The organism is Pseudomonas sp. TUM25319 (assembly GCF_056388475.1).
Genome location: NZ_CM150751.1, coordinates 5,558,618 through 5,581,560, shown reverse-complemented (window position 1 = coordinate 5,581,560; position 22,943 = coordinate 5,558,618). Strand labels below are relative to the sequence as shown.

The 22,943-nt window shown below is 62.8% G+C and carries 19 protein-coding genes; 8 read left to right on the top strand and 11 right to left on the bottom strand.

The genetic code is table 11. The annotated features are described in order from the left end of the window. Positions 1–58 precede the first annotated feature (58 nt). The 4 genes from AC05QJ_RS25205 to pdxH all read left to right on the top strand — a co-directional run bounded on the left by AC05QJ_RS25205 (position 59) and on the right by pdxH (position 5,321). Positions 59–2,317, top strand: coding sequence for a beta-galactosidase (locus AC05QJ_RS25205; protein WP_476743952.1), 2,259 nt, complete (start codon positions 59–61; stop codon positions 2,315–2,317). Positions 2,318–2,423: 106 nt separating this feature from the next. Beyond that, a complete protein-coding gene (locus AC05QJ_RS25200) occupies positions 2,424–3,569 on the top strand; it encodes a serine hydrolase domain-containing protein (protein ID WP_476743951.1) in 1,146 nt (381 codons plus the stop codon). Between the two features lie 82 nt (positions 3,570–3,651). Further along, the gene (locus tag AC05QJ_RS25195; RefSeq protein ID WP_476743950.1) at positions 3,652–4,653 is read left to right on the top strand and encodes an OmpA family protein; all 1,002 of its coding nucleotides are present in this window, start codon (positions 3,652–3,654) and stop codon (positions 4,651–4,653) included. Positions 4,654–4,673: 20 nt separating this feature from the next. Beyond that, the gene (gene pdxH, locus AC05QJ_RS25190) at positions 4,674–5,321 is read left to right on the top strand and encodes a pyridoxamine 5'-phosphate oxidase (RefSeq protein ID WP_476743949.1); all 648 of its coding nucleotides are present in this window, start codon (positions 4,674–4,676) and stop codon (positions 5,319–5,321) included. Here pdxH and AC05QJ_RS25185 read toward each other — a convergent pair. Beyond that, positions 5,318–5,554, bottom strand: a complete 237-nt coding sequence (locus AC05QJ_RS25185) for a hypothetical protein (RefSeq protein ID WP_476743948.1) — start codon at positions 5,552–5,554, stop codon at positions 5,318–5,320. The two genes, pdxH and AC05QJ_RS25185, sit on opposite strands and share 4 nt — an antisense overlap. A 143-nt stretch (positions 5,555–5,697) precedes the next feature. Between AC05QJ_RS25185 and AC05QJ_RS25180 the strand changes: the two genes are divergently transcribed. Beyond that, a complete protein-coding gene (locus AC05QJ_RS25180; protein ID WP_009398593.1) occupies positions 5,698–6,162 on the top strand; it encodes an outer membrane lipoprotein in 465 nt (154 codons plus the stop codon). Positions 6,163–6,242: 80 nt separating this feature from the next. On the opposite strand, the gene nhaA is transcribed toward AC05QJ_RS25180, so the two are convergent. Further along, positions 6,243–7,424 carry a Na+/H+ antiporter NhaA gene (nhaA, locus tag AC05QJ_RS25175; RefSeq protein WP_476743947.1) on the bottom strand — a complete coding sequence of 394 codons (1,182 nt, stop codon included), beginning with the start codon at positions 7,422–7,424 and terminating at the stop codon, positions 6,243–6,245. Positions 7,425–7,648: 224 nt separating this feature from the next. Here nhaA and AC05QJ_RS25170 point away from each other — a divergent pair, with 224 nt between their 5' ends. After that, on the top strand, positions 7,649–8,743 hold the full coding sequence (locus tag AC05QJ_RS25170; protein ID WP_476743946.1) for a PLP-dependent cysteine synthase family protein: 1,095 nt from the start codon (positions 7,649–7,651) through the stop codon (positions 8,741–8,743). Positions 8,744–8,969: 226 nt separating this feature from the next. Here AC05QJ_RS25170 and AC05QJ_RS25165 read toward each other — a convergent pair whose 3' ends face one another. From AC05QJ_RS25165 to AC05QJ_RS25135, 7 genes are all read right to left on the bottom strand, one after another. Next, positions 8,970–10,586, bottom strand: a complete 1,617-nt coding sequence (locus AC05QJ_RS25165) for an NAD(P)/FAD-dependent oxidoreductase (protein ID WP_476743945.1) — start codon at positions 10,584–10,586, stop codon at positions 8,970–8,972. Positions 10,587–10,690: 104 nt separating this feature from the next. Continuing rightward, the gene (locus AC05QJ_RS25160; protein ID WP_476743944.1) at positions 10,691–11,365 is read right to left on the bottom strand and encodes a COG3650 family protein; all 675 of its coding nucleotides are present in this window, start codon (positions 11,363–11,365) and stop codon (positions 10,691–10,693) included. Between the two features lie 193 nt (positions 11,366–11,558). Further along, positions 11,559–12,260 (bottom strand): ABC transporter ATP-binding protein, encoded by a 702-nt coding sequence (locus AC05QJ_RS25155; RefSeq protein ID WP_476743943.1) that lies wholly within the window; start codon positions 12,258–12,260, stop codon positions 11,559–11,561. Further along, a complete protein-coding gene (gene livG, locus AC05QJ_RS25150) occupies positions 12,261–13,028 on the bottom strand; it encodes a high-affinity branched-chain amino acid ABC transporter ATP-binding protein LivG (RefSeq protein ID WP_476743942.1) in 768 nt (255 codons plus the stop codon). Continuing rightward, entirely contained in the window at positions 13,025–14,281 is a 1,257-nt protein-coding gene (locus AC05QJ_RS25145) for a high-affinity branched-chain amino acid ABC transporter permease LivM (RefSeq protein ID WP_476743941.1), read from the bottom strand. The genes livG and AC05QJ_RS25145 overlap by 4 nt, the downstream gene beginning before the upstream one ends. Next, a complete protein-coding gene (livH, locus tag AC05QJ_RS25140; RefSeq protein ID WP_075804495.1) occupies positions 14,278–15,201 on the bottom strand; it encodes a high-affinity branched-chain amino acid ABC transporter permease LivH in 924 nt (307 codons plus the stop codon). The genes AC05QJ_RS25145 and livH overlap by 4 nt, the downstream gene beginning before the upstream one ends. A 227-nt stretch (positions 15,202–15,428) precedes the next feature. Then, the gene (locus AC05QJ_RS25135; RefSeq protein WP_476743940.1) at positions 15,429–16,556 is read right to left on the bottom strand and encodes a branched-chain amino acid ABC transporter substrate-binding protein; all 1,128 of its coding nucleotides are present in this window, start codon (positions 16,554–16,556) and stop codon (positions 15,429–15,431) included. A gap of 370 nt (positions 16,557–16,926) precedes the next feature. Between AC05QJ_RS25135 and AC05QJ_RS25130 the strand changes: the two genes are divergently transcribed. Continuing rightward, entirely contained in the window at positions 16,927–17,232 is a 306-nt protein-coding gene (locus tag AC05QJ_RS25130) for a DUF2288 domain-containing protein (RefSeq protein ID WP_476743939.1), read from the top strand. A 261-nt stretch (positions 17,233–17,493) separates the two neighbouring features. On the opposite strand, the gene AC05QJ_RS25125 is transcribed toward AC05QJ_RS25130, so the two are convergent. Next, positions 17,494–19,677: a hypothetical protein gene (locus tag AC05QJ_RS25125; protein ID WP_476743938.1), complete on the bottom strand. Its 2,184-nt coding sequence runs from the start codon at positions 19,675–19,677 to the stop codon at positions 17,494–17,496. A gap of 196 nt (positions 19,678–19,873) precedes the next feature. Between AC05QJ_RS25125 and AC05QJ_RS25120 the strand changes: the two genes are divergently transcribed. Next, the gene (locus AC05QJ_RS25120) at positions 19,874–20,764 is read left to right on the top strand and encodes an NAD(P)-dependent oxidoreductase (protein WP_476743937.1); all 891 of its coding nucleotides are present in this window, start codon (positions 19,874–19,876) and stop codon (positions 20,762–20,764) included. Here AC05QJ_RS25120 and AC05QJ_RS25115 read toward each other — a convergent pair. Further along, on the bottom strand, positions 20,664–22,922 hold the full coding sequence (locus AC05QJ_RS25115) for a putative bifunctional diguanylate cyclase/phosphodiesterase (protein WP_476743936.1): 2,259 nt from the start codon (positions 22,920–22,922) through the stop codon (positions 20,664–20,666). The genes AC05QJ_RS25120 and AC05QJ_RS25115 overlap by 101 nt on opposite strands. Positions 22,923–22,943 lie beyond the last annotated feature (21 nt).

Sequence of the window (22,943 nt, the reverse complement as noted above, 5' to 3'; positions counted from 1 at the left end):
TGCTGTCTATCACCGGAACCAAGGCCTCCAGGAGGCCCTCAAGGAGAACCCCGACCCCATGTTGCGCCGTACCCTGCCTGCCATCCTCGCCGTGATGTTCAGCCAGCCGCTGCTGGCTGCACAGCAGACGCTGTTCAACTTCGTGCGCCCGACCTCGGTGGTCAATGTGGTGAACGAAGAAACCAGCCTGCCGCAGTACAACGCGGAGCAGACCGCGGAAGGCGAGGTGCTGCGACGGGTGGTGTTCAATCCGGTGCAGCGTCCGGCGCTGCGCATGAGCCCGCAGACCGGCGTGTGGGACTGGTCGGCGCAGAAGGTCATGACCCTGCGCCTGCAGAGCGGCATGGACTGGGCGCTGACTGTCAACGTCACGGTGCAGAGCGCCGACGGCAAGACCCTCACCAGCCGGATCGACCTGCCGTCCGGTCCGGCGCAGACCGTGCTGGTCCCGCTGCAGGCCAGTTCGCCGCTGAGCCAGGGCATGCGCGCCGGCCCGCCGATGCCGTGGAGCTTCGAGGGCCAGCGTCTGCTGCTGGCCAGCAGCAGCGGCGAAGTGGACCTGAGCCAGGTGACCTCGGTGACCTTGTCGATGAATCAGCCCAACGTTGCACAGAGTCTGTTGATCGAACGCCTCGGCACCCAGGATGACGATCGTCTGCAACAGGCCGTTTACACCCGCCTGATCGACCCCTATGGCCAGTACAGTCGCGGCCGCTGGCCGGAGAAGGTCAGCAGCGACGAGCAACTGAAGAGCGCCGCGGCCAAAGAGCAGCAACAGCTCAAGGCCTGGCTGGCGGAGCGCCAGAAACAGCCGCTGGACCGTTTTGGCGGCTGGACCGGCGGGCAGACCTTCGACGCCAAGGGCTTCTTCCGCACGGTCAAGCGCGATGGGCGCTGGTACCTGGTCACGCCCGAGGGGCATCCCTTCTATTCGCTGGGGATCAACGCCGTGAACGACGAGCCGGGTCGCACCTATGTGACGGGCCGCGAAACGATGTTCGACGGGCTGCCGACGACCGGCTCGCCGCTCGCGGCGTTCTACGGCGAGGGCAACAACAATGACGGCAACGGCTCGTCCAAGGGCCGTGCGTTCAACCAGGGGCGCTGGTTCGACTTCTACGCCGCCAACCTCGAACGCACCTACGGCAAACCCTGCCCGGCACCCGCCGCCGGTGTAGAGGCGACACCCTGCCCGGCGCCGGCTTTCGATGCCGCTCGCTGGCACACCCATACCCTGGACCGTGTCCAGGCCTGGGGCTTCAACACCCTCGGCAACTGGAGCGATCCGGGGCTGGAGCAGGCCCAGCGCGTGCCCTACACCTTGCCGCTGGCGATCGTCGGCGACTACGCCAGCATCAGCACCGGCATGGACTGGTGGGGCGCCATGCCCGACCCGTTCGACCCGCGTTTCGCCATGGCTACCGAACGCGCCGTGGCCATCGCCGCTCGCGACCATCGCGACGATCCCTTCCTGATTGGTTATTTCGCCGACAACGAGCTGGCCTGGGCCGCGCCGGGTGACGATCCCAAGGCCCGCTACGGTCTGGCCTACGGCACCTTGCGTCTGACCACCGATGTGCCGGCCAAGCGCGCCTTCCTCAAGCAATTGCGTGACAAGTACCGCAATCAGGAAGGCTTGTCCAAGGCCTGGGGTATCCAGCTCAGTGCCTGGGAACTGATGGAAGACCCAGGCTTCGAGCCGCCGCTGCCGAACCCCGAGCATCCGGAGATCGAGGAAGACTTCAAGCATTTCCAGCGCGCCTTCGCCGATGCCTATTTCAAGACCATCTCCGACGCCTTGAAGTGGCATGCGCCCAACCACCTGCTGCTGGGTGGCCGTTTCGCGGTCACCACGCCCGAAGCGGTGGCGGCGTGTGCCCAGTACTGCGACGTGCTGAGCTTCAACTTCTACACGCCAAAACCTCAGGACGGCTACGACTTCACCCAGTTACAGGCGCTGGACAAGCCGGTGCTGGTGTCCGAGTTCCACTTCGGTTCCCGCGATCGCGGACCGTTCTGGCCCGGCCCGATGGAAGTTGCCCGCGAGGAGGATCGTGGCCCGGCCTACGCCGCGTTCCTCAAGGCGGCACTCAGCGAGCCGAGCATCGTTGGCGTGCACTGGTTCCAGTTCGGTGACGAGCCGGCCAGCGGCCGCACCCTCGATGGCGAGAACGGCCACTTCGGCCTGGTGGGCATCACCGATGTGCCGTACCAGGGCTTCATCGAGCAGGCACGCAAAGCCAACCTGCAGGTGGAAAAGGAAATCGTCGGCAGTGCGCCACACCGTGAGACCGGGAGCGCCGCGGCCAAGCCCTGAGACCTCCATGAATAGCGGAACCGTCTGACCCCTGTCTGTTCCCAAATCCATCGCGGGCTGAAACAATGCACGCCACTTTTCAGACAGGTCGTTCAGGAGTCGTCGGGTGCAGATCCAGGGTCATTTCGAACTGAAGTTCGAAGCGGTACGCGAGGCCTTCGCGGCCCTCTTCGACGATCCCCAGGAGCGCGGTGCGGCATTGTGCCTCCAGGTGGGTGGCGAGACGGTCCTCGACCTGTGGGCCGGTAGCGCCGACAAGGACGGCCAGGAGGCCTGGCACAGCGATACCATCGCCAATCTGTTCTCCTGTACCAAGACCTTTGCCGCCGTCACCGCCCTGCAACTGGTGGATGAGGGCAAGCTGCAACTGGATGTTCCGGTCGCCCGCTACTGGCCGGAGTTCGCCCAGGCCGGCAAGGCGTCGGTGACCCTGCGCCAGCTTCTGTGCCACCAGGCCGGCTTGCCGGCCATTCGCGAACTGCTTCCCGCCGAGGCGCTCTACGACTGGCAGACCATGGTCGATACCCTGGCCGCCGAGGCGCCCTGGTGGACGCCGGGCACCGCCCACGGCTATGCGGCGATCACCTATGGCTGGCTGGTCGGCGAGCTGATCCGCCGTGCCGATGGTCGTGGTCCGGGCGAGTCGATCGTGGCGCGGACCGCCAAACCGCTGGGGCTGGACTTCCACATTGGCCTGGCCGACGAGGAATTCCACCGTGTCGCCCATATCGCCCGGGGCAAGGGCAACCTCGGCGACGAAGCGGCGCAGCGGCTGCTGCAGGTCACCATGCGTGAGCCGCAGGCACTGTCGACCCGGGCTTTCACCAATCCGCCGGCGATCCTGACCAGCACCAACAAGCCGGAATGGCGACGCATGCAGCAACCCGCGGCCAACGGCCACGGCAATGCCCGCAGCCTCGCGGGGTTCTACGCCGGTCTGCTGGACGGCAGCCTGCTGGAATCGGAACTGCTCGACGAACTGACCCGCGAACACAGCCTGGGCGACGACAAGACCCTGCTGACCCAGACCCGTTTTGGCCTCGGCTGCATGCTCGACCAGCCGACGGTCGCCAACGCCACCTTCGGCCTCGGTGCCCGCGCCTTTGGTCACCCGGGAGCGGGCGGCTCGGTAGGCTTCGCCGACCCGGAGTACGACGTCGCCTTTGGCTTCGTCACCAATACCCTGGGCCCTTACATCCTCATGGACCCGCGTGCGCAGAAGCTGGTGCGGATCCTCAAGGACTGCCTTTGATCGGTTGGCTCTGTACTCACGGAGCCCGTTGGCTATTCTGCTCTCCAAGCGTTTTTTCTTTCATTTTCATGGTGTATCGCTGATGTCTTCACACAAAACCTTAGCTCTCGCCCTGTGCCTGGCCATCACCGGCTGCGCACAGAACCCCCAGAAGGACAGCGCCGATGCCGGTCACGGCTGGTGGCCCTTTGGCTCGGACAAGGTCGCCGACAAGGAAGTGAAGGACGCGGTGAACGAGAAAGTCGCCAAGTCCGAAGCCAAGGCGGAGGCCAAGTCCGAAGGCGGCAGTTGGTGGTGGCCGTTCGGCGGCAGCGATGACAAGGTGGCCGAGAAGGCCGCCGCCGTGCCGAAGATCGACACCAAGGCCACCCAGGCCTGGCTTGACGCCTACGAGCCACGCCTGCGCGAGGCGGTCAAGGACAGCAAGCTGGAACTGGAGCGCCGGGAAGACGTGCTGGTGGTGACCCTGCCAGTGGACAGCGGCTATAACCCGGACCGTCCGGCGATGCTGCTGCCGGTCACCCTCGGCCCGATCACCCGTGTTGCCAAGATCGTCGAAACCGACACCAAGACCGCCGTACTGGTGCTCGGCCACGCCGACAGCAGCGGTGCTGCCGCCGCCAACCAGAAACTGAGCCAGGAGCGCGCCCAGTCGGTGGCCGCCATTTTCCGTCTCAGCGGCCTGCAACGTGATCGCCTGAACCTGCGCGGCATGGGCTCGGTCGCCCCGCGTGCGGCCAACGACAGCCAGCAGGGCCGTTCGCTGAACCGCCGTGTGGAAATGATCCTGACCCCGCAGGCCACCATGGTCGCGCTGCTCGCCAAATACCAGCAGCCAACGCCAAGCCCGGCCGAACTGGTAGCCGTCCAGGACGCTAAGCCCGCTGCCAAGGCCGCTGCTCCGGCCAAGGCTGCCGCCAAGCCGGCGGCGAAAGCCCCGGCCAAGGCCAGCACTGCCAAGAAAGCCGCCCCGGCGAAAACCGCCGCGGCCCCGAAAAAAGCGGCTGCAGCCAAACCGGCTGCGAAAAAAGCCGAGCCCGCGGCCAAGAAGGTCGCGGCCAACAGCCCTGCGAAGACCAACTGATCCTCCAAGGAACGCTGTAGATGACTCAAACACTGGCTGATATGCGCCGTGACTACACCCGTGACGGACTGGCCGAAGCCCAGGCTCCGGCCGAGCCGTTCGCCCTGTTCCACCAGTGGTTCGCCGAAGCGGTGAAAACCGAGCAGGCACCGGTGGAGGCCAACGCCATGACCCTGGCTACCGTGGACGAGCAAGGCCGACCGCATTGCCGCATTCTGCTGCTCAAGGGCCTGGACGAGCACGGCTTTACCTTCTTCACCAACTACGAGAGTGCCAAGGGTCAGCACCTGAAGGCCAATCCCTTCGCGGCCATGACCTTCTTCTGGCCGACCCTGGAGCGTCAGGTGCGGATCGAGGGGAAAGTGGTGAAGGTTTCGTCGCAGGAGTCCGACGCCTACTACCAGGTTCGCCCATTGGGCAGCCGCCTGGGGGCCTGGGCGTCACCGCAGAGTCGGGTGATCGCCGATCGCGCTGAACTGGAGGGGCTGCTCAAGGCCACCGAACAGCGCTTCAGCGACAGCCAGCCACATTGCCCCGAGCATTGGGGCGGTTACCGCCTGCTGCCGGAGCGCATCGAGTTCTGGCAGGGGCGCGCGAGCCGCCTGCATGACCGTCTCAACTATCGCCTGGAACAGGGCGCCTGGCTGCGCGAGCGACTGGCGCCTTAACCGGCGTTGTACCGGGCGGCCTCGCGTTCCAGCCAGGCCGCCAGTTCCTTGCGCTTTACCTTCTGTGTCCGCGCGGTTTCCAGCCGCTGGAGCATGAACTCCCGCTTGCGTTCATCCTTGCCGGCGAACGACAGGGCCAGGTCCCGGTCGGTCCAGCGCCTGATCCGCACATACAGCCAGCCGTGGAAATACAGGCCGGCCACGGTGGTCACGGCGATGATGAAGTAATCCATGTCTATCCTTGTTAGAGCCTTCTGACAGTTCCAGGCCCTTTGCCTGTACCGAAGCTGAATGGAAGCAATTTTATCCGGCGTGTGTCGTGACAGTCGTCAATGCGCGGAGTCTAATGAGCACCTGTCTTAAGGAGATGAATCCTATGCGTAAATCTGTTCTGCTGGTTGCGTCGTTCACCACGATGTCGCTGCTGCTGGGTGGTTGTGCCTCCAACCTGTCCGGTGATTCCTACTCCCGTGACGAGGCGCGCCGCGTGCAGACCGTTCGCATGGGCACCATCGAGTCTCTGCGTCCGGTGAAAATCGAAGGCACCAAGACCCCGATCGGCGGTGGTGCCGGTGCAGTGGTGGGTGGTGTCGCCGGTAGCGCCATCGGTGGCGGTCGCGGCAGTATCGTTGCTGCGGTGATCGGTGCCGTTGCTGGTGGTCTGGCGGGCTCCGCCGCCGAAGAAGGCCTGACCCGTACCCAGGGCGTGGAAATCACCGTCCGCGAGGATGACGGCAGCATGCGCGCCTATGTGCAGCAGGTTCAGGAAAACGAGATTTTCCGGGTTGGCGAGCGCGTGCGCATCATGACCGTCAACGGCACCAGCCGCGTTTCCCACTGAACGACGGCAACCAGAACGAAAAACCCCGACACGGCTTGCGCCGGTCGGGGTTTTTTCTTGTCGCTGGAACGACCGCCGGGTCAGGCGACGTGCGGCTTTTTGCTGGACAGCGCCGTGATGGCATAGCCGATCAGTGCTGCCAACAGCGAGCCGGTGAGAATGCCCATGCGGTCCATCCCGGCGTATTCGCTGGCGCCGGGCACGAAAGCCAGGGAGCCGACGAACAGGCTCATGGTGAAGCCAATACCGCAGAGAATCGCCACACCGAGCACCTGGCCCCAGTTGGCCCCGACGGGCAGGGCGGCCAGGCCCAGCTTCACCGAGATCCAGGTCAGGCCGAACACGCCGATGGCCTTGCCTGCCAGCAGGCCCAGGGTGATGCCCATCGGCACTGCATGGGTGAAGCTTTCCAGGGTGATGCCGCTCAGCGATACGCCGGCATTGGCGAATGCGAACAGGGGCAGGATGCCGTAGGCGACCCAGGGGTGCAGTGCGTGTTCGAGGCTGAGCAGCGGCGAGGTTTCCGCGTTGCGCGTGCGCAGCGGAATGCACAGCGCCAGGGTCACGCCCGCCAGTGTGGCGTGGACGCCGCTTTTCAGCACGCAGACCCAGAGAATCAGGCCCACCACCATGTACGGCCCGAGCTTCACCACACCCGCCCGGTTCATGCCGATCAGCGTCGCCAGGCAGGCGGCCGCCAGCATCAGTGACAGGGTGGACAGGGTGCCGGAGTAGAACAACGCAATGATGATGATCGCGCCGAGGTCATCGATGATCGCCAGGGTCATCAGGAACAGCTTCAGCGAGACGGGCACCCGCTTGCCGAGCAGGGCCAGTACGCCCAGGGCGAAGGCGATGTCGGTCGCGGTGGGAATGGCCCAGCCGGCGATAGCGGCAGGATTGTCACGGTTGAGGAACCAGTAGATCAGCGCCGGCACCAGCATGCCACCGATGGCGGCAGCGGCGGGCAGCACCACCTGGGAGGGCTTGGAGAGCTCTCCCTCGACCACCTCGCGCTTGACCTCCAGGCCGATGAGCAGGAAGAACAGCGCCATCAGGCCATCGTTGATCCATAGCAGCAGCGGCTTGGCGATGTTCAGGGCACCGATCTGCACGGCGACGGGAACCTCCAGCAGGCCGCTGTAAAGCCAGGACAGTGGGGAGTTGTTGATAATCAGGGCCAGGACCGCAGCGGCGATCAACAGCAGGCCACTGGCGGCTTCCAGTTGGAAGAACCGGGTGAAAGTGCTACGTAGAGGCAAGGTTGCTCCTCCATCCAATGGCAAAAAGGCCGGACACCCTAACCGGTTGCGTTATTCATTAAAATAAAAACTATATTCTTTTTTGTTATAACGTGTTTCATGGATTTATCCGGTGCCCGTCGCAGGGCGTTTCATTGCACCTTAGTCGCTCTTGCGAAATACGTTGCCTGAAACCCTGTGCTAGCGTGCAGGCTTTCTTGCTTTCGTTCGTTCGGGAACCTGTCATGAGCCACCACCGTACCTGGGTCCGTGAAGCCATTCGCATCATCGAGGCCGATTTCCAGCGCAGCGCCGATACCCACCTGATTCCGCTGCCGATGGCCGGTTTTCCCGATATCGACCTGTATTTCAAGGACGAGTCGAGCCACCCCACTGGCAGCCTCAAGCATCGCCTGGCCCGTTCGCTGTTTCTCTATGCGTTGTGCAACGGCTGGCTGCGCCCCGGCGCGCCGGTGATCGAAGCCTCAAGTGGTTCGACGGCGATTTCCGAGGCCTATTTTGCGCGGCTTCTCGGCCTTTCCTTCATTGCCGTGATGCCCGCCACCACGTCGAAGGAGAAGATCGCCCAGATCGAGTTCTACGGCGGGCAGCCGCATCTGGTGAAGGATCCGACGCAGATATACGCCGAATCCGAGCGCCTGGCCCAGGAAAGCGGTGGGCACTTCATGGATCAGTTCACCTACGCCGAGCGTGCCACTGACTGGCGGGCGAACAACAATATCGCCGAGTCGATCTTCAGCCAGATGCACTTCGAGCGGCACGCCGAGCCTGCCTGGCTGATTTCCAGCCCGGGAACAGGCGGAACCACGGCGACGCTTGGACGCTACGTGCGCTACCGCCGTCATGCCACGCGGGTGTTGTGCGCCGATGCCGAACGCTCGGTGTTTTTCGATTGCTACCGCAGCGGCGACCGCAGCCTGCGGCTCGATTGCGGGTCACGGATCGAGGGCATTGGCCGGCCGCGGGTGGAGGCCTCGTTCCTGCCGGCAGTGATCGATGCCATGGTCAAGGTGCCGGATGCCCTGTCGCTGGCGGCCATGCATTACCTGGCGCGGCGTCTGGGGCGAAGGGTCGGAGGCTCCAGCGGCACCAACCTGATCGGTGCGCTGCAAGCGGCGCAGCAGATGAAGGCGGACGGCGAGGCGGGGTCGATCGTGGCGATTCTCTGTGACAGTGGCGAGCGCTATGCAACCACGTACTACGATCAGCATTGGCTCAAGGCGCAGGGCTATGAACTGGAGGCTGTGATCGAGGTCGTGGCCGGCTGCGTGGAGCGCGGCGAGGCGTTGCCTGAGGCGGTACTGCGCGAGGGGATCTGAGTTTGGGTATCCAGGCAACCTGTGAGCGGCTTGAGCCGCGATCGGCGGCGCAGCCGTCGTAGAACCTGAGTCCGCGATTTTCCGGAGGACCGGGGCGTTCAGGTTTTATGGCCGCTGCGCGGCCAATCGCGGCTGAAGCCGCTCCCACCTGGATTTGTGCCGGGCAGCGAGGTGTTCAGATACCCATCCCCATCGCTGACATTGCCAGCGATGGGGACCGGAGTTTTTACTCCGTCAGCCCAAGCATGCTCCGCGCCACCGCTTCGGCAATGCGGATACCGTCCACGCCCGCCGACAGAATGCCGCCCGCATAACCCGCACCTTCGCCCGCGGGGAACAGGCCCTTGAGGTTCAGGCTCTGCAGCGTCTCGTCACGGGTGATGCGCAGTGGCGACGAGGTACGGGTCTCGATACCGGTCAGCACGGCGTCCGGCAGGTTGTAGCCTTTGATCTGACGATCGAAGGCCGGCAACGCCTCGCGGATGGCTTCGATGGCGAAGTCCGGAAGGCTCGGCGCCAGGTCGCCTAGGTTGATGCCCGGCTTGTAGGACGGCTCGACGCTGCCCAGCGCCGTGGACGGACGACCGGCAACGAAATCGCCTACCAATTGCGCTGGCGCCTGGTAGTTGCTGCCACCCAGCACATAGGCGTGGGCTTCCAGGCGCTCCTGCAGTTCGATACCGGCCAGCGGGCCGCCCGGATAATCCTGCTCGGGGGTGATGCCGACGACGATGCCGGAGTTGGCATTGCGCTCGTTGCGCGAATACTGGCTCATGCCGTTGGTCACCACGCGGCCCGGCTCGCTGGTGGCTGCGACCACGGTGCCACCTGGGCACATGCAGAAGCTGTAGACCGAGCGGCCGTTCTTGGCGTGGTGCACCAGCTTGTAGTCGGCGGCGCCCAGTTTCGGGTGGCCGGCGTACTTGCCGAGGCGGGCCTTGTCGATCAGCGATTGCGGGTGCTCGATACGGAAGCCGATGGAGAACGGTTTGGCCTCCATGTACACGCCACGGCTGTGGAGCATGCGGAAGGTATCGCGGGCGCTGTGGCCCAGAGCCAGGACCACATGGCGCGAGTGCAGCGTTTCACCGTTGTGCAGGACCACGCCGTTGAGCTGGCCGTCTTCAATCAGCAGGTCGGTGACCTTGTGCTCGAAGCGTACTTCGCCGCCCAGGGCACGGATTTCCTCGCGGATGTTCTCGACCATGCCGGTCAGGCGGAACGTACCGATGTGGGGTTTGTTGACGTAGAGGATCTCTTCCGGCGCACCGGCCTTGACGAACTCGTGCAGGACCTTGCGGCCGTAGTGGTTCGGGTCCTTGATCTGGCTGTACAGCTTGCCGTCGGAGAACGTCCCGGCACCGCCTTCGCCGAACTGCACGTTCGATTCGGGGTTGAGCTCGCTTTTACGCCACAGGCCCCAGGTGTCCTTGGTGCGCTGGCGCACTTCCTTGCCGCGCTCCAGCACGATCGGGCGCAGCCCGGCCTGGGCGAGGATCAGCCCGGCGAAAATGCCACAGGGCCCAAAGCCGACCACGATCGGCCGCTCGGCCAGGCCGCCCTCGGGCGCCACGCCTACCGGCTTGTAGCTCACGTCCGGGGCAATACCGACGTTCTTGTCGTCGGCGAACTTGCTCAGCACGGCGGCTTCGTCACGGACGTTCAGGTCGATGGCGTAGATGAACAGCAGTTCAGTGTTCTTTTTCCGCGCGTCGTAGCTGCGCTTGAAGATAGTGAAGTCCTGCAGCGCGTCGTCACTGATGCCCAGGCGTTGCACGATGGCTTCGCGCAGGGCTTCGTCAGGGTGATCCAGCGGCAGCTTCAGTTCGGTGATTCGTAGCATGACAGGGTCCAGTATCCCGGCCATGGGGGGCCGGCGGCTTTACACAAACCGCCGAGTATAAAGGTTTAGTCGCGCCAGCACTCAGGTTGAATGCGCACCGGCGGTCAGTCGTTGCGTGCACCGCCGTAGTAGCCACAGCCGTTGAGGGTCTGGCCATCCAGGCGCAGTTGTGCACTGAGATGGCTGATGCCGCCGGTGGCCGTGTCGACGCAGCGTTGCGGGGCAAGCCACAGCTCGATTTTCTGGCCGTTGGCCTCGGTGCTCAGGTTGACCCGTCCTTCGGGCAGTTGCTCTTCCAGATACGGCAGGGCCAGCGGCGGTTGCCCTGGACGGTCGAGGACCATGCCCTTGCCGCTGACGTTGAGGTTCCAGTCCGGCTCATGGCCGTAGGCGCGCAGGGTCAGGCGCTTGAAGTTGGGGTCGCTGCAGGCGTTGGGGGCGTGATCGACGCGGTAGAGCTGGTGGACGTTGAACTGGCCGTCGTTGCCGGCGCCCTGGCTCCCGGCGAGGGTGCCGCGAAGATCAGCGAACAGCGGGCCGGGGGTATCGGCCAGCGCGACGGCTTCCTGCAGCAGGCCGGTGTTGCCGGTGTCCTTGACGACGAAGCGGCGGCTTTCGGTGCACGGCTTGAACAGCAACTGGCCGTTGGCGGCGCTGAGCTCGCCTTGCAGGCGGGTCATGCCGGCGGTGGAGACGGTTTCCGGCTGGTCGGCCAGCAACTGGCAGCCGGCGAACAGCGGCAGCAGGGCGGCGACGAACAGGGAAGGAGCGATACGCATCGAGGAAAACTCCGGGATCTCGGCCTGAAAAGTTTTCAACGGTATGCAGGGTGGGAAGGGATTACAAGTGAAGTTATGTCAGGAGAAGCTGCAGCATCTGTGAGATCCATCGCCGGCAACGCCAGCTCCCACAGGTATCGGGTACACCACCCAACCTGTGGGAGCCGGCGTTGCCGGCGATGAGGCCTGAAGGTCAACCGCCGAGGTAGGCGTCGCGAACCTTCGGATCGGTCAGCAGCGCTTCACCGGTGCCCTGCATCACCACCCGGCCGTTTTCCAGCACGTAGGCGCGGTCGGCGATCTTCAGCGCCTGGTTGGCGTTCTGCTCCACCAGGAACACGGTCACGCCGTCACGGCGCAACTGCTCGATGATGTCAAAGATCTGCTGGATGATGATCGGCGCCAGGCCCAGCGACGGCTCGTCCAGCAGCAACAGCTTGGGCTTGCTCATCAGTGCCCGGCCGATGGCGAGCATCTGCTGTTCGCCGCCGGACATGGTGCCGCCTCGCTGGCTGAAGCGCTCCTTCAGACGCGGGAACAGTTGCAGGACCTTGTCCATCTGCTCCTGGTAGTCGCCCTTGTCGGTGAAGAACCCGCCCATGGCCAGGTTTTCCTCGACGGTCAGGCGCGAGAACACCCGACGGCCTTCCGGCACCACGGCGATGCTCTTGCGCATGATCTGCGAGGAGCTCTGGCCGACCAGTTCTTCACCCAGGTAGCGGATGCTGCCGCTGTGAGCCTGCGGCGAGCCGCAGAGGGTCATCAGCAGGGTGGACTTGCCGGCACCGTTGGCGCCGATCAGCGTCACGATCTCGCCCTGGCGGATCTCGACGTTGACGTCGTGCAGCGCCTGGATCTTGCCGTAGAAGGTGGAAACGTTTTCGAACTGCAGCATTTACGCTTCCCCCAGGTAGGCTTTGATCACTTCAGGGTTGTCACGGATCTGTTCCGGCGTGCCATCGGCCAGCGGCGTGCCCTGGTTGATCACGACGATGTGGTCGGAAATGCTCATGACCAGTTTCATGTCGTGTTCGATCAGCAGCACGGTGACGTTGTGCGATTCGCGCAGGTAGGCGATCAGTGCCTTGAGGTCTTCGGTTTCCTTGGGGTTCAGGCCGGCCGCGGGCTCGTCGAGCATGATGATCCGCGGTTGGGTCATCATGCAGCGGGCGATTTCCAGGCGGCGCTGCTGGCCGTAGGCGAGGGTGCCGGCGGTACGGTTGGCGAATTCGGTCAGGTTGACCTTCTCCAGCCAGTACTGGGCCCGCTCCATCGCTTCCTTCTCGCTGCGGCGGAACGCCGGGGTCTTGAACAGACCCGCGAAGAAGTTGGTGTTCAGGTGACGGTGCTGGGCGATCAGCAGGTTTTCCAGTGCGGTCATTTCCTTGAACAGGCGCACGTTCTGGAAGGTCCGCACCACGCCCTTGCGGGCGATCTGGTGACCGGCCAGGCCCTGGATCGGCTGGCCATCGAGCAGGATGGTGCCGCCGCTGGGCTTGTAGAAACCGGTGAGGCAGTTGAACACGGTGGTCTTGCCGGCGCCGTTCGGGCCGATCAGGGCGACCACCTGTTTTTCCTTGACGGTCAGGCCCACGCCGTTGACCGCCAACAAGCCGCCGAAGCGCATGCTCAGGCCGCTGACTTTCAGAATTTCGCGGCTCATCGACGCAGCTCCATGTGTGGACGTTGCATAGGCAGCAGGCCCTGCGGACGCCAGATCATCATCAACACCATCAGGGCGCCGAACATCAGCATGCGGTACTCGCTGAAGTCGCGCATCAGCTCGGGCAGCAGGATCATCACGATGGCCGCGAGGATCACGCCCAGTTGAGAGCCCATGCCGCCGAGCACGACGATGGCGAGGATGATCGCCGATTCGATGAACGTGAAGGATTCCGGTGTCACCAGACCCTGGCGCGCAGCGAAGAAGCTGCCGGCGAAACCGGCGAAGCAGGCACCGAGGGTGAAGGCGGAGAGCTTGATCACGGTCGGGTTCAGACCCAGCGCACGGCAGGCGATCTCGTCTTCACGCAGCGCTTCCCAGGCACGGCCGATCGGCATGCGCAGCAGGCGGTTGATGACGAACAGCGCCAGCAAGGCCAGCAGCAAGGCCACCAGGTAGAGGAAGATCACCTTGTTGATCGAGTTGTATTCCAGTCCGAAGAACTCGTGGAAGGTCTGCATGCCTTCGGCGGCCTTGCGTTCGAAGGTCAGGCCGAAGAAGGTTGGCTTCTCGATGTTGCTGATGCCGTTCGGGCCGCCGGTCCAGTCGGTCAGGTTGCGCAGGAACAGCCGGATGATCTCGCCGAAGCCGAGGGTCACGATGGCCAGGTAGTCACCACGCAGCCGCAGTACCGGGAAGCCCAGCAGGAAGCCGAAGGTGGCCGCCATCAGGCCGGCGATCGGCAGGCAGACCCAGAAGCTCAGGCCGAAGTAGTGAGAGAGCATCGCGTAGCTGTAGGCACCGACGGCGTAGAAGCCGACGTAACCCAGGTCGAGCAGGCCCGCCAGACCGACCACGATGTTCAGGCCCAGGCCCAGCAACACGTAGATCAGGATCAGGGTGGCGATGTCGACCGCGCCGCGCGAGCCGAAGAACGGCCAGACCAGGGCGGCCGCAATCAGGCCGAGGATGATGTAGCGCTGGGTTTTCGGCAGGGTCAGGTAGTTGCTGACCTTCGGCGGAATCAGCGGGCCGCCGTTGCGCGACTTCATCACCGCGCTCCATTGCTTGTCGAACAACACGCGCAGGAACATCAGGACCGAGCACAGGGCGATCACGCCAAGGGTGAAAGGTCCCTGGCCGTGAACTTCCAGATTGATACCGACGATGCTGAGTTTCAGACCGAGAACCGGGAAGGCCACGGCCCAGACCAGCAGGGCGCTGAAGAACGCCGCTTTGAGATGTCTGTTCATACTTTCTCAACCTCCGGACGGCCCAGGATGCCGGTCGGCCGGAACAACAGAACCAGAACCAGCAGGCCGAACGCCACGACGTCCTTGTACTGGTCACCGAAGATGTCTGCGCCGAAGGCTTCGGCTACACCCAGCACCAGGCCACCGAGCATGGCGCCCGGAATGCTGCCGATGCCGCCCAGTACCGCCGCGGTGAAGGCTTTGAGGCCCACCAGGAAGCCGGCGTTGGGGTTGATCACGCCGTACTGCATGCTCAGCAGCACCGCCGCCACGGCCGCCAGTGCGGCACCGATGACGAAGGTCAGGGCGATGATGTTGTTGGTGTTGATCCCCAGCAGGTTGGCCATCTTGATGTCTTCGGCACAGGCCCGGCAGGCACGGCCCAGACGGGAGCGCGAGATGAACAGGGTCAGGCCGGTCATGGCGATCAGGGTGACCACGAAGACGAGGATCTGCATGTAGGAAATCAGGACTTCCTCCGCGCCGCCCGGCCCGAAGGAGATGCTTCCGGGGATCAGGTTGGGAATGGATTTGTCTTTGGAGTCCTGGGACAGCAGTACGGTGTTCTGCAGGAAAATCGACATGCCGATGGCGGAAATCAGCGGGATCAGGCGGTTGCTGTTACGCAACGGCCGGTACGCGACCCGTTCGATACTGTAGCCGTAGGCACTGGTTACAACGATCGTCGCGATGAACGCGGCGGTCATCAGCAGCGGCAGTGAGTGGATCCCCATCATGGCCAGTCCGGCAAGGACGATGAAGGCCACGTAGGAACCAATCATGTACACCTCGCCATGGGCGAAGTTGATCATTCCAATGATGCCGTAAACCATTGTGTAGCCAATGGCTATCAAGGCATAGGTGCTGCCAATGGTCAGGCCATTAACCAGCTGTTGGAAGAAGTGATAGATCTCAGGCATTACAGCGCTCCTAAAAACCTGATACGCATTTCGCTGGCGGGTGGTGCACCCGGCACGGCCTTGTGGTCTGGAGCCACTTCGAGCCGCGCAACGGCCAGTGAACCGCTGGTGACGGTTTTAAGATTTTCAGGTGAACCCGATCCCGGATCGCGGGAAACAGGTCCATGAACCTCGTAAAACAAAGCCCACTGCTCGCACAGTGGGCTTCGGTCATGTATCAAACGGTGTTACTGAGGGGAAACTTCGGTTTTCGGTTTGCCGAAATGCCATTCGTAGACCACGAATTTGAAGTCCTTCAGGTCGCCTTTTTCGTCGTACGACAGGTCGCCGGTCGGGGTCTTGAAGGTGCCGGCGTGGATGGCGGCAGCCACCTTGTCGGTGTCTTCGCTCTTCGCGGCCTTGATGCCTTCGGCGATCAGCTCCACGGCGGAGTAGGCCGGGAACACGAACGGACCGCTAGGATCCTTGCCGTCAGCCTTGATGGCGTCGACGATGGCCTTGTTTGCAGGGTCGGCGTCGAAGGACTTCGGCAGGGTGACCAGCAGGCCTTCGGAAGCGTTCTGGGCGATCTGCGAGATGGAGTCGTTGCCGACGCCTTCCGGACCCATGAACTTGGCGTTCAGGCCTTTTTCCTTGGACTGGCGCAGGATCAGGCCCAGCTCTGGGTGGTAGCCGCCGTAGTAGACGAAGTCGACGTTGTTCTGCTTGAGCTTCTGGATGATGGACGAGAAGTCCTTGTCGCCAGCGTTCAGGCCTTCGAAGACGGCAACCTTGGTGCCCTTGGCTTCCAGGGTCGACTTGACGGCAGTAGCGATGCCTTCGCCGTATTGCTGCTTGTCGTGCAGGACGGCAACGACTTTCGGCTTGACGTGGTCGGCGATGTAGTTGCCGGCAGCCGGGCCCTGAGCGCTGTCCAGGCCGATGGTGCGGAAGATCAGCTTGTAGCCGCGAGCGGTGATTTCCGGGCTGGTGGCAGCCGGGGTGATCATGATCACGCCTTCGTCTTCATAGATGTCGGAGGCTGGCTGGGTGGAGCTGGAGCAGAGGTGACCGATCACGTACTTGACGCCATCGTTGACCACTTTGTTGGCGACTGCCACGGCCTGTTTAGGGTCGCAGGCGTCGTCGTATTCCTTGGCTTCGAGCATCTTGCCATCCACGCCGCCCTTGGCGTTGATGTCCTTGATGGCTTGCTTGGCGCCGATGAACTGCATGTCGCCGTACTGGGTGACCGGGCCGGTTTTCGGGCCGGCGATGCCGATCTTGATGGTATCGGCCGCGAACGAATGACCAGCGACGCCGGCCAGAACCATTGCGGCAAACAGTTTGGAAATCTGCTTGGTAGCCTTACTCATAGTGCTCCACTCATTCTGTTGTAATTTTTATCGTCCTTGGCGCCAGGGCGGGAAGGACCTGACCAGATCCCGGCACGGCCACGCCGTACCGCAGCCTGATCTTCCGGTATCGCCCCCGGTGAATGCCCTGGCAACTGTACCGGTACAGTGTAGAGCGCCGCTTTGTCGCTTGAAAAGCAGCCCCGCCGAAGCAAAAACCGAGGGTGTCGCCTGATCGACATAAAGTTACAAAAAAGCGTCTTAATTCGAACCGGTAATGCCCGGAAACGTTTGGCTTCGTTGAACTTGTCGATCAATTACTTATTTGAAACTGGGTTTTTCTGCAAAAATACCGGCCTTTCTACAGGCCGGATTATTTTTGGTGGAACCCATGACTGAAGAACCAAGCACCCTCTATGCCAAACTGCTCGGCGAGACGGCGGTAATCGAGTGGAAAGCCTTGGAGCGTTTTTGGGCAAAAGGTGACCTGATTTGGGTCGACCCCTCCTTGGACCTGATCGAAGTTGCACAGGCGATGGCCGAGAACCGGAGCGAAACCTTCGCTTCGTGGCGCAATGCTGGCACTGTCGGGCCGGTCACTGCCGAGCAGGCGCTAGACCTGCAAAGCCGCAATCCAGAGATCTGGGCGGTGGTGGTGCAACCATTCATCGTGATTCAAGTGCGGCAGCTTTCCTGATCGGGCTCTGGTTTGGTGCGCAAAAACGCACAGCCAGTCCATTTTGGTGCGCGAGGCCGATCAGGGTGGGGTGACGGTTGGTAACAGTCGTGTCGCGTCGGTAACAGGTGAGCTGCAAGCTTCAAGCTTCAAGCTTCAAGCTGCAAGACAAGCGGGCCGGCATGTACTGGTCGTTCAGCTCCAGGCTTCCTCCCGCAGCTTCCGATACGCCGCCGCTCTGCTTCTACTTGCAGCTTGCAGCTTGCGGCTTGCAGCTCGCCCTCAGTAGTCGACTTTCCCCGTATGGGTATTGAGGGAAATGACCTTGGTCTTGCCGATCCGGTGCCGGTAGATTTCCCGCAGGTATTTCACTGCCTTTTTCACGCACTCCCGCGACAGGCGAATATCGTTGATGGAAACGAATTTGCTCTTGTCGTTGATCAGCTCGCGATACTTCTTCTCGTACATCGGTTTGATCGCGTACCAGTTGGTATCGAGGATCTTCGCCGGGTTTTCGAATTCGTTGAGCAGTTCGTCGATGCGCTCCTCCTCGAATGCCTCGTGGGTGATGAAGTCGAGGATGGCGTTGTCCAGGGTCTCGTCGAAGCGGTACGGCGCCCGGGCGAAGCAGCGCTTGATGAAGGCCACGATCAGGGTCAGGAAATCGTCCGAAAGGCACGGGCTCTTGGCGATCAGGGTGGTCAGCGACAGGTTGGCCGAGGCGCCGATCACCAGTGCATAGCGCTTGAGGGTGGTGTTGGGGAACAGGCTGTTGAGGTGGGTCTTCAGCCGGTTCAGGTCCATGTAGGACAGCTTGTAGTCCTTGGGCAGCGAGACGATTGACACCACTGACGAGCAGTTCTTGAAGAAGTGCAGGTCATGCAGCGCGGCGGCATCGCAGCCGGAGCTGCGGTATTGCTCCAGGGCCGCACGGTAGCGTTTGGACTCGATCGGCAGCAGGCTGATGCCTTCGATGGCCTGGGTATCCTTGTTGAAGTGCGGCAGGTCGATGGAGCGGAAGAACAGGTCGTCGATATCCAGCCGCGGCTGTTCTTTCTCGAACACCTTGAAGCCTTTATCCGAGCTCTGGCCCGGGGTTTCCGGCACCACCGACTCGGCGTAGGCGATGGCCACCGGGCCGGCCAGGCTCATGAACAGGTCGTTGGCATCCAGGCGGATGGTCTCGCCGATGTCGATGCCGGCGCGGCGGAAGTAGTTCTGGTCGTAGTCGGTGGTCACCGCCTGGGCGGTGAGGATGTTGAAGATCTGCTGGGAGATGTACTGGTTGGCGTGCTTCTCCATCGCGTTGACGTCGATGTTCTGGATGTTGCCGTCATCATTCTCCTCGGCGTAGCGCATGATGTCGTTGGAGATCAGCATCATCGCGTTCCAGGGGCGAATGCGGCCCATGACGCTGGCCTCGCTATTGTCTTCGTTGTCGAAGTTGTACGAGAAGTCCCACTCTTCCGAGAGATACTTGCACAGTAGACGTCCGGCGTTGATGTGCAGTGCCTCGGACATTTCGCTGCGGTGATCGGAGATATTCGGCAGCACGCAGATTCCGCTGGTGAAGATCGGTTCGAACACGAACGAGTGCCCGGCCTCGCCTTCCTGTTCGTCCATCGGCTTGGTGTCGAAGGTCTTGTTCATGTACGAGAACTGCTGGGCCAGGCCGAATTCCGAGGCCATGCCCGAGCCGGTGCCGCCGCCAGCGCTGAAAATGTAGAAGTACAGCCGCGACTGGTTGGCCTTGATCCCGCAGGAGTCGATCAGGTAGGAGTGGATCAGTTTCCAGTCGGCGCTGGAAAAACGGTGGGTTTCCTTGTTGAGGATGATCTTGGCCAGGTACTGGCCCAGAATCGGTGCATTACCGGCGCCGCCGGCATGGACCTCGGACAGGTCCATGATCTTCATCTTGCTGTAGTCCCGCAAAAAGCCGCTTTTTTCACCCTTGCGCGAGAAGCGGATGCGCCCGGCGATGTCCTTGTCCAGGTCGCCGAGCATCACCAGCGGCTCCACCAGGAATACCGGCTTGGGGCTCTTGGCCTGGACCAGGCGCAGGTTGTTGCGGATCCAGCGTGCCGGGTTGTAGGACGTATCGCTGCTGGCGCGATCGTCGTTGTTGAACTCGTTGAGGTAGAACGTGCGGGCGTTGTAGACCAGTTCGGCGACATCGAGGGCGATGTTCGAGCCGCAACGGCCCAGGCCGATCAGGCACACCGAGGGAAACTGCTGGTCGAGGCGCAACTGGGCGTCGTCTTCGACATGCAGGCTCGGGGGAAACACCAGGTCGCGCAGGCCGTCGAGGTTGTCGAGGATGCGCTGGGTGTCGGGTTCGGTGAAATACAGGTATTGCTGCGGGCTCAGGGTTGGCTGGGTGTAGTACGCGCGAGTCCCGTAGTGGGTGGGCGCGGTGGCTGCAAGCAGCTCGGAAATCACGTTGGCAGGAGTATTCTTAGAGGTCATTTTGCGCCATTTGCCTGGGAGGGTGGCATTGAAACAGTCGATATCATTGAGCCATCCCTGGATAAGTTTCGCGACTGTATCAGCGCGTCTCTGGCGTACGCGATCAGGTTTTACCCTATAAACCCTAGGGGTTTTTCCGACGTACCGTTTCTGAATCGTCCGATCCGTCAACTTCTTTAACTGTCTGGAGCTGTAGATGAGCCATTCACTGCCCTTGTCCCTTGGTTTCGCCGGTATCGGTCTGATGGGGCTGCCCATGTGCCGGCGGTTGCTGGCTGCGGGGCATTCGCTGACGGTGTGGAACCGTTCCCCGGACAAATGCGCGCCGCTGGTGGCTGCCGGAGCCCGTCAGGTGGAAACCCCGGCCCAACTCTGCGAGGCCGCCGACGTGGTGATGCTGTGCCTGGCTGATACCTCGGTGGTCAGCGAGGTGGTCTTCGGCGCCGAGGGTATTGCCAGCAAGGCGAAAGCGGGGCAACTGCTGGTGGATTTCTCCAGCCTCGAGCCGGCCGCGACCCGCGAGATGGCCGCCCGTCTGAAGGCGCAGACTGGCATGGGCTGGCTCGATACGCCGGTCTCCGGCGGTACGCCGGGCGCTGAAGCCGGCACCCTGGCGATCATGGTCGGTGGCGAGGCCCAGGAGCTGGAGCGGGTGCGCCCCGCGCTGCTGGCGCTCGGGCAACGGGTCACCCACATGGGCGCGGTCGGGGCCGGGCAGGTGACCAAGGTCTGCAACCAGATGATCGTGGCCTGCAACGCGCTGGTCATTGCCGAGGTGGTGGCGCTGGCCGAACAGTCCGGGGTCGATGCCACGCTGATCGCCGAGGCGCTGGCCGGTGGCTTCGCCGATTCGAAGCCGTTGCAGATCCTCGCGCCGCAAATGGCGCAAAGTCGCTTCGAGCCGGTGAAGTGGCATGTGCGGACCTTGCTCAAGGACCTTGATACAGCGGTGAAGCTGTCCCGTGAACAGGGCTCGGCAACCCCGGTCAGTGGCCTTGCCGCACAGTTGATGCGCCTGCACGGCAGTCAGGGCTATCTGGAAAAAGATCCAGCGACCCTGATTGATCTGTATCGCAGCAGGCCATGAGCCTCTCTTCGCGGCGATTCAGCTCGGCGAGCACGTCGTGCAACGATTCCAGCGGCACCGGGCGGCTGAGCAGGTAGCCCTGCAGCGCATCGCAGCCCAGTTGCTGGAGGAAGGCGTACTGTTCTTCGGTTTCCACACCCTCGGTGATCACTTTCAGGTGCAGGGTGTGGGCCATGACGATGATGGCCTGGACGATGTCCTTGTCGGCCCGGGAGCGCGGTACGTCCTGGATGAACGATCGGTCGATCTTGAGGGTGTCGAGCGGCAGGCGCTTGAGGTAGGCCAGGGACGAATAGCCGGTACCGAAGTCGTCGATCGACAGGGATACGCCCTGTTCGCGAATGCGCTTGAGCAGGGCGATGGTGCTGTGGATGTTGGCCATCAGTGCGTTCTCGGTGACTTCCAGCTCCAGCCGCCATGCGGCGAGGCCAGCAGCGCGCAAGGCGTCTTCGACTTCATCGGCCAGTTCATCGCGGCCCAGGGTCAGGGCCGAACAGTTCACGGTCACTTTCAACTCGCCGAATCCCTGCAGGCTCAGCTCGGCCAGGTCATGGCAGGCGCGGCGCAACACCCACAAGTCCAGTTCGGCGATCAGGCCATTGGTTTCCGCGATGCCGATGAAACGGTCGGGACTGAGCAGTCCGTGTTGCGGGTGCTGCCAGCGAATCAGCGCTTCGAGCTTGGTGACGCGGCCGCTGGCCAGTTCGAAGATCGGCTGGTAATGCAGGCGCAGCCCCAGATCTTCATGCAAGGCGATGCGCAGTTCCTCTTCCAGTTGCAGTTCCAGGGTGGCGCGGGTCTTGAGGTTGTCGCTGAAGAAGTTCGACTTGTTGCGGCCACTGCCCTTGGATTGGTAAAGCGCCAGGTCGGCATGCTTGAGCAACTCTTCACAGGTGCTGCCGTCGTCGGGAAACAGGCTGATGCCGATGCTGGTGGTCATGACCATGCGCCGGCCGGCCAGATCGATGGGCTCGCGGACTTTCTGCAGGATGCGCTGGGCCAGGCCGCGCGCTTCTTCCGGGCTTTTCAGGTTGAACAGGATGCAGAACTCGTCGCCGCCCAGTCTGGCCACCACGTCCTGGTTGCGGGTGGCGGCCTTGATCAGGTTGGCGATGGCCTTGAGCAACTGGTCACCGGCGTCGTGGCCGAGGCTGTCGTTGATGCGCTTGAAATGATCGATATCGAGAAACATCACCCCAAGCATGCCGCCGCGGTGAGTCTGTTCGGCTAGGCGCTCGGCGAAGAGCTGATTGAAGCCACGCCGGTTCACCAGGTTGGTCAGCGCATCGTAGTGCGCGGCCTGCTGCAGTGACACCCGCGCCTGATCGAGCTGGCTGAGCAGGGTGTTGACCCGGCGCAGGTCCTGTTCCTTGCTTTGCAGTTTCTTGTCGGAGAATGCCGCGCTGATGCAACTGGCGCTGATCAGCAGCGTGATGACGGCGATGGTCAGGCTCAGTTGCAGGCTGTTGTCGGTGACCGCGATCGGTGTGCTGGCGCCGCCGGGCAGGCTCAGGGTGAGGGCACACATGCCGACGTAATGGGTGGCGATGATGCCGCCGGCCATGATGAATGCGGCGCTGTACTTGAGCCATTGCGGATGGCCGCTGTTGCCTTGGCGCAGATGGCGCGCGATGAGCAGCGGCAGCAGGGCAGCGACCAGCGCGACGGCGATCGAGGCCAGCACCAATGTCGCGTTGTAATGCTGCACGGCATTGATGCGCATGGCTGCCATGCCGGTGTAATGCATGACGCCCACGCCTGCCGCAATGAACAATGCCGCCATGCTGTAGTGCCGGATGTGGGGCAGTGGCTGGCCCAGGAAACTCATGGCACAGAGGGCGGCGAACAGCATGATCAGCAGCGAGACGCCGGTGAGGAACATGTCGTAGTGGACGTCGAGGGTGGTTTCGAAGGCGAGCATGCCAATGTAGTGCATGGCCCAGACACTGCACGCCAGACAGCAGGCGCCGAGCACTTTCCAGCGTCGTCGGGCGCTGGCCTGCTCGCTGTCGCCGATGCGTTCGATGATATCGAGGGTGGCAAAACTTCCCGCGCACATCACCAGGTAGGCGAGCAGGATCAGATAGGGATTGTGCCGGACAGCCAGAGCGAAATGGCCCACCGGGTGATCGGCAAGCAGCGTGTGCAGCCATTCCATAGCGCGCCTCTCAGTTCAGCC

What these genes read in the sequence shown, in the direction of transcription:
- AC05QJ_RS25155 (WP_476743943.1), bottom strand. Translation starts at nt 12,260, where the DNA reads ATGCTGCAGTTCGAAAACGTTTCCACCTTCTACGGCAAGATCCAGGCG.
- AC05QJ_RS25120 (WP_476743937.1), top strand. Translation starts at nt 19,874, where the DNA reads ATGAGCCATTCACTGCCCTTGTCCCTTGGTTTCGCCGGTATCGGTCTG.
- pdxH (WP_476743949.1), top strand. Translation starts at nt 4,674, where the DNA reads ATGACTCAAACACTGGCTGATATGCGCCGTGACTACACCCGTGACGGA.
- AC05QJ_RS25170 (WP_476743946.1), top strand. Translation starts at nt 7,649, where the DNA reads ATGAGCCACCACCGTACCTGGGTCCGTGAAGCCATTCGCATCATCGAG.
- AC05QJ_RS25185 (WP_476743948.1), bottom strand. Translation starts at nt 5,554, where the DNA reads ATGGATTACTTCATCATCGCCGTGACCACCGTGGCCGGCCTGTATTTC.
- AC05QJ_RS25195 (WP_476743950.1), top strand. Translation starts at nt 3,652, where the DNA reads ATGTCTTCACACAAAACCTTAGCTCTCGCCCTGTGCCTGGCCATCACC.
- AC05QJ_RS25125 (WP_476743938.1), bottom strand. Translation starts at nt 19,677, where the DNA reads ATGACCTCTAAGAATACTCCTGCCAACGTGATTTCCGAGCTGCTTGCA.
- AC05QJ_RS25145 (WP_476743941.1), bottom strand. Translation starts at nt 14,281, where the DNA reads ATGAACAGACATCTCAAAGCGGCGTTCTTCAGCGCCCTGCTGGTCTGG.
- AC05QJ_RS25135 (WP_476743940.1), bottom strand. Translation starts at nt 16,556, where the DNA reads ATGAGTAAGGCTACCAAGCAGATTTCCAAACTGTTTGCCGCAATGGTT.
- livG (WP_476743942.1), bottom strand. Translation starts at nt 13,028, where the DNA reads ATGAGCCGCGAAATTCTGAAAGTCAGCGGCCTGAGCATGCGCTTCGGC.
- AC05QJ_RS25115 (WP_476743936.1), bottom strand. Translation starts at nt 22,922, where the DNA reads ATGGAATGGCTGCACACGCTGCTTGCCGATCACCCGGTGGGCCATTTC.
- AC05QJ_RS25165 (WP_476743945.1), bottom strand. Translation starts at nt 10,586, where the DNA reads ATGCTACGAATCACCGAACTGAAGCTGCCGCTGGATCACCCTGACGAA.
- AC05QJ_RS25180 (WP_009398593.1), top strand. Translation starts at nt 5,698, where the DNA reads ATGCGTAAATCTGTTCTGCTGGTTGCGTCGTTCACCACGATGTCGCTG.
- AC05QJ_RS25205 (WP_476743952.1), top strand. Translation starts at nt 59, where the DNA reads ATGTTGCGCCGTACCCTGCCTGCCATCCTCGCCGTGATGTTCAGCCAG.
- AC05QJ_RS25130 (WP_476743939.1), top strand. Translation starts at nt 16,927, where the DNA reads ATGACTGAAGAACCAAGCACCCTCTATGCCAAACTGCTCGGCGAGACG.
- AC05QJ_RS25160 (WP_476743944.1), bottom strand. Translation starts at nt 11,365, where the DNA reads ATGCGTATCGCTCCTTCCCTGTTCGTCGCCGCCCTGCTGCCGCTGTTC.
- livH (WP_075804495.1), bottom strand. Translation starts at nt 15,201, where the DNA reads ATGCCTGAGATCTATCACTTCTTCCAACAGCTGGTTAATGGCCTGACC.